Source organism: Microcystis sp. LEGE 08355, assembly GCF_015207185.1.
In the GTDB taxonomy this organism is placed as follows: domain Bacteria; phylum Cyanobacteriota; class Cyanobacteriia; order Cyanobacteriales; family Microcystaceae; genus Microcystis; species Microcystis panniformis.
Genome location: NZ_JADEXI010000397.1, coordinates 1 through 4350 on the forward strand (window position 1 = coordinate 1; position 4350 = coordinate 4350).

The 4350-nt window shown below is 45.2% G+C and carries 3 protein-coding genes; 1 reads left to right on the forward strand and 2 read right to left on the reverse strand.

Annotation, left to right across the window (positions count from 1 at the left end):
- Positions 1 to 504, reverse strand: a 504-nt coding sequence (locus IQ242_RS17795; RefSeq protein ID WP_305070285.1) for a circadian clock KaiB family protein, incomplete at its 3' end; no start/stop codon positions are given.
- Positions 505 to 651: 147 nt separating this feature from the next.
- On the opposite strand from IQ242_RS17795, the gene IQ242_RS17800 reads away from it, so the two are divergent.
- Positions 652 to 2241 carry a glycoside hydrolase family 57 protein gene (locus tag IQ242_RS17800; RefSeq protein ID WP_072926856.1) on the forward strand — a complete coding sequence of 530 codons (1590 nt, stop codon included), beginning with the start codon at positions 652 to 654 and terminating at the stop codon, positions 2239 to 2241.
- A 328-nt stretch (positions 2242 to 2569) separates the two neighbouring features.
- Here the strand turns inward: IQ242_RS17800 and IQ242_RS17805 are convergent, their stop codons facing one another.
- Positions 2570 to 4078 (reverse strand): serine/threonine-protein kinase, encoded by a 1509-nt coding sequence (locus IQ242_RS17805; protein ID WP_193960884.1) that lies wholly within the window; start codon positions 4076 to 4078, stop codon positions 2570 to 2572.
- Positions 4079 to 4350 lie beyond the last annotated feature (272 nt).

The following is a 4350-nucleotide window of genomic DNA, read 5'->3' on the forward strand; positions in this document are numbered from 1 at the left end:
GCGTAAATCGTGGGCTAACATAGCCAAAATTTGGTCTTTAAATTTTAATTGTTCTAATAATTCTTCCTTTTCCTGTTTAAGACGAAAAACCTCATCGGCGATGCGGATGAGTTCGCCCGAATGTTCCACCTCTTGAAGTTGTCCATCCTCAGCGTGATGATTTTTGACCTCCTCTTTAATCGCTTTTTGCCAGCGTACCAACCATTTTTTAAACTGTTCCACCAGATTACTGCCCGCGAGGGTATGACGGGGGCCGGGGGCAATTTTGACCAAGGCAGGGGTAGCTACAAGGCGAAAATGTTCGACTAAATGAGGTTGCTGGCGAATTTCGATGATCTGTAGGTCAATCGGGTAATCAGACTTTAAAGACTGGAGATAGGACTGAATTTGACGGGTAATTTCTTGAGAACTGGGACGGTCATCAACAAACAGCAAAAGTTGAATCGAGAGAGGCGTTGTCGTCTCTCTTCCTAAAGCAGTCAGTGGCTCGTTAGATGGGAGCATCGGAAAATTAGTAAACCTAGGGATTGACGAGATCGATCGATGATCGATCGACTTTTATCATATTCTTTATTGTAGAAGCTTAAGATAGTATAAAATCTACTCAACCTAATCTTAAAGTTTTATTCCTTAATTCTAAGAAGAAATCCTATGGCTTTTGGCTATGTTGCCCTAGTTCTCCACGCTCATCTCCCTTTCGTCCGCCATCCCGAAAGCGATTACGTCCTCGAAGAAGAATGGTTATACGAAGCAATCACAGAAACCTACATCCCTCTCCTGCAAGTTTTTGAAGGTCTCAAGCGGGACGGTATCGATTTTAAAATGACCATGAGCATGACTCCGCCGTTGGTGTCGATGCTGCGGGATCCGTTACTGCAAGAGCGCTATGAAGAACACTTAGGTAAGTTAGAAGAATTAATTGCTAAAGAAATCGACCATAATCAACATAATGGCCATATTCGCTACTTAGCCGAATATTACGCTGAATCCTTCCAAAGTATCCGACAAACTTGGGAAAAATACGATCGAGATCTGGTCAAAGCTTTTAAACAATTCCTCGACAGTAATAACCTAGAAATTATCACCTGTGGTGCGACCCATGGTTATATGCCCCTGATGAAAATGTACCCCCAAGCGGTGTGGGCGCAAATTGAGGTGGCCTGTCAACACTACGAAGAAAATTTCGGTCGTCGTCCCAAGGGCATTTGGTTGCCGGAATGTGCCTACTACGAAGGGGTAGAAAGAATGTTAGCCGATGCGGGCATTCGTTATTTCCTCGTCGATGGCCACGGTATTCTCTACGGTCGTCCGCGCCCCCGTTACGGCAGTTATGCGCCGATTTTCACAGAAACCGGGGTGGCTGCTTTCGGTCGTGACCACGAATCTTCCCAACAGGTTTGGTCTTCCCAAGTCGGTTATCCGGGGGATATAGTTTATCGGGAATTCTATAAAGATTTGGGCTGGGAAGCGGAATACGAGTATATTAAGCCCTATATCATGCCCAACGGTCAACGCAAGAATATAGGCATTAAATACCACAAAATTACTAGCCGGGACGGTGGTTTATCGGAAAAAGGGCTTTATGACCCCTACTGGGCCAAAGAAAAAGCCGCCGAACACGCGGGCAATTTTATGTATAATCGCGAGCGGCAAGTGGAGAGTTTAGCCGGAATTATGGGCCGTCCTCCCCTGGTTGTTTCTCCCTACGATGCCGAGTTATTCGGTCACTGGTGGTATGAAGGACCCTGGTTTATCGATTTTCTGTTCCGCAAGTCTTGGTATGACCAAAATATCTACCAAATGACCCATTTAGCCGATTATCTCCGGTCTAACCCCCATCAGCAGGTCTGTCGTCCTTCCCAATCCAGTTGGGGTTATAAGGGTTTCCATGAATACTGGCTGAATGAAACCAACGCTTGGATCTATCCTCACCTGCACAAAGGCACGGAACGGATGATTGAATTAAGTCATCATGAAGCGGAGGATGAATTACAGGAACGGGCTTTAAATCAGGCAGCCCGGGAGTTATTATTAGCACAATCTTCTGATTGGGCGTTTATTATGCGAACCGGTACGATGGTTCCCTATGCTGTCCGGCGCACTCGTTCCCACCTGCTGCGGTTAAATAAAATCTATGAAGATGTGAAATCGGAGAAGATTGACTCTGGTTGGTTGGAAAAAGTCGAGGAAATCGATAATATTTTCCCCAATATTGATTATCGCGTCTATCGACCTCTGTAATCTTTGTTAGAGATTAATAAAAATTTTGGTGCGTTACAAGCTGTAGCGCACCTTGTTGCTTTCTGATTCTATCCGTGCCAATTAATTCGGCGTTGCTGATTTTAAGGATGAATTATTCTCTAGGCCATTCTTAAAACTTGGGACTAAGTTAACTTGTAGATACGATGCACAATTAGCATTCAGATATTGATGGCTGCAACGCCGATTTTATTATTTAGTGCAAATGTATTATTGGCTACAGCTGATTGAACGTTCGGTCAAGTGCCGAACAGCGATTATTTTTGGATCGTAACCGATAGCGTCAACCTCCGTTCTGCCCCCTGATTTTTTAGGGCTGCCCGGCCAGTTCCGACTCTAATTTGGCTAGAATCTGGGGTTTAAGTTGATCGAGTTTCTGTTTTAGCATCCGCTTGCTAATTTGCGGGCTGCCACCTTGGCCCGATTGACCATCGGTCAGCCATTGCTGCAAAATTTGGCGTTGATTGGCGGGAATATTAACGGTGATCACATTTTCACAGATGTTGCTGCCTTCGAGGGGGAAAAATAAAATCCAGTATTGACCGGCTTCGGCGAGGGTTTTGGTCATTTTTTGACCTTGGGGGGTTTTTAAGTCCAAATAACAAGGCAACCAGCGGGGGATCCATTGACGATGATAGAGGACAGTAATCCAGAGAATCATCGGGTGAGGTGTGGGTAAAAAGAGGAATTGATTATAACGGACACTAGCAACCCGGACGGCGATATCTTCTCGATCCAACATTACCCATAAACTGGGAAAAACGCCGTCAGCAGCCTGGAGACAGCGTGAGAAGACAATTTTTTGGCGCGGTTTATCCTCGGGCCAACTGGACTTGACACAGATATCCCTCGCATTAGCAGCAGAAACAATGGTTTGATTGAAATCACGAGGGGTTTTAATTTTGCGGGTGTAATCGTCGGTTTTTTTGACTATTTCATTTTTGACTAGGGGTTCAAGTCGTTCGAGACGTTGTAGTATATCTGTAACACTTGACGGGCGATCGCTGGGTGCTTTGGCCAAGCAGCGCAGGATTAACTGTTCTAATTCTGGCGGTAATTGCAAGCTAGAATGAAAGGAACGGGGTTCGGCGTAGTGGTGAACCTCATACCAACCGCCAAAGGAGGGATTATCGGGAAAAATGGGCGTTTCTCCCGTGATCATCTCGTACATCATAATCCCAAAACTGTAGATATCAGAACGATGATCGAGTTCTTTACCTTCCATCTGTTCCGGGGAACAATAGGCTAAGGTTCCCATAAACGATTGGGTTTGGGATTCTCCCGATTGGATGAGTTTAGCGATGCCAAAATCGAGAATTTTCACCAATTCCCCTAATCCTGAGTCCTCAATCACCATAATATTGCTTGGTTTGATGTCCCGGTGAATAATCGGACACATCTCCCCTTGGAAGATAATACCCTTATGGGCGCATTCTAGGCCGAAACAAATCTGACGGGTGAGATTGAGAAAGCGCGGGAGGGGCAGCGGCTGATGTTTGATGATTTCACTCATGCTCTCCCCCTGCAAAAATTCCATGACGTAGAAGGGGACTTCCTTGTCATCTACACCATAATCACGAACTTTAACAATATGAATACTTTTTTCGCCTAAAAGTGCCGAAATAGTCGCCTCTCGCTCGAAGCGCTCACGCATTCTTTGGTTGAGGAGAGTTTGCGAGAGGAATTTCACGGCGACGGTTACGCCACCTAATAGTTTATCTTCTGCTCGATATACTTGTCCCATGGCGCCGCTACCGATCAACTCGACCAGTTGGTATCGATTGGCAAGTAAGCTCCGATGTCTAGATTCTGCCGACATAGCTAGGCTACTGTGTTAATTATAGTGAGTCTGGTGGAGAGAGTTTTGGTTCTTCGTTACTTGGTCTGGTTCGAGCAGGGGGCATAAATCGACTAAATCCTTATCTGGCAAGAGACTTAATTGATTAGCTCGTTCTAGATCGAAACCAATTGGCAAAAATCGCAGCCATGTCTTTCTATATAAGGGTTTTATCCCTTATAACCCCCGTCCATTACATAACACAAGCCGAAGATCCTTTTTTTCGGGCTAAAAGCATCATTTTTAACATATAT

What these genes read in the sequence shown, in the direction of transcription:
- IQ242_RS17805 (WP_193960884.1), bottom strand. Translation starts at nt 4,078, where the DNA reads ATGTCGGCAGAATCTAGACATCGGAGCTTACTTGCCAATCGATACCAA.
- IQ242_RS17800 (WP_072926856.1), top strand. Translation starts at nt 652, where the DNA reads ATGGCTTTTGGCTATGTTGCCCTAGTTCTCCACGCTCATCTCCCTTTC.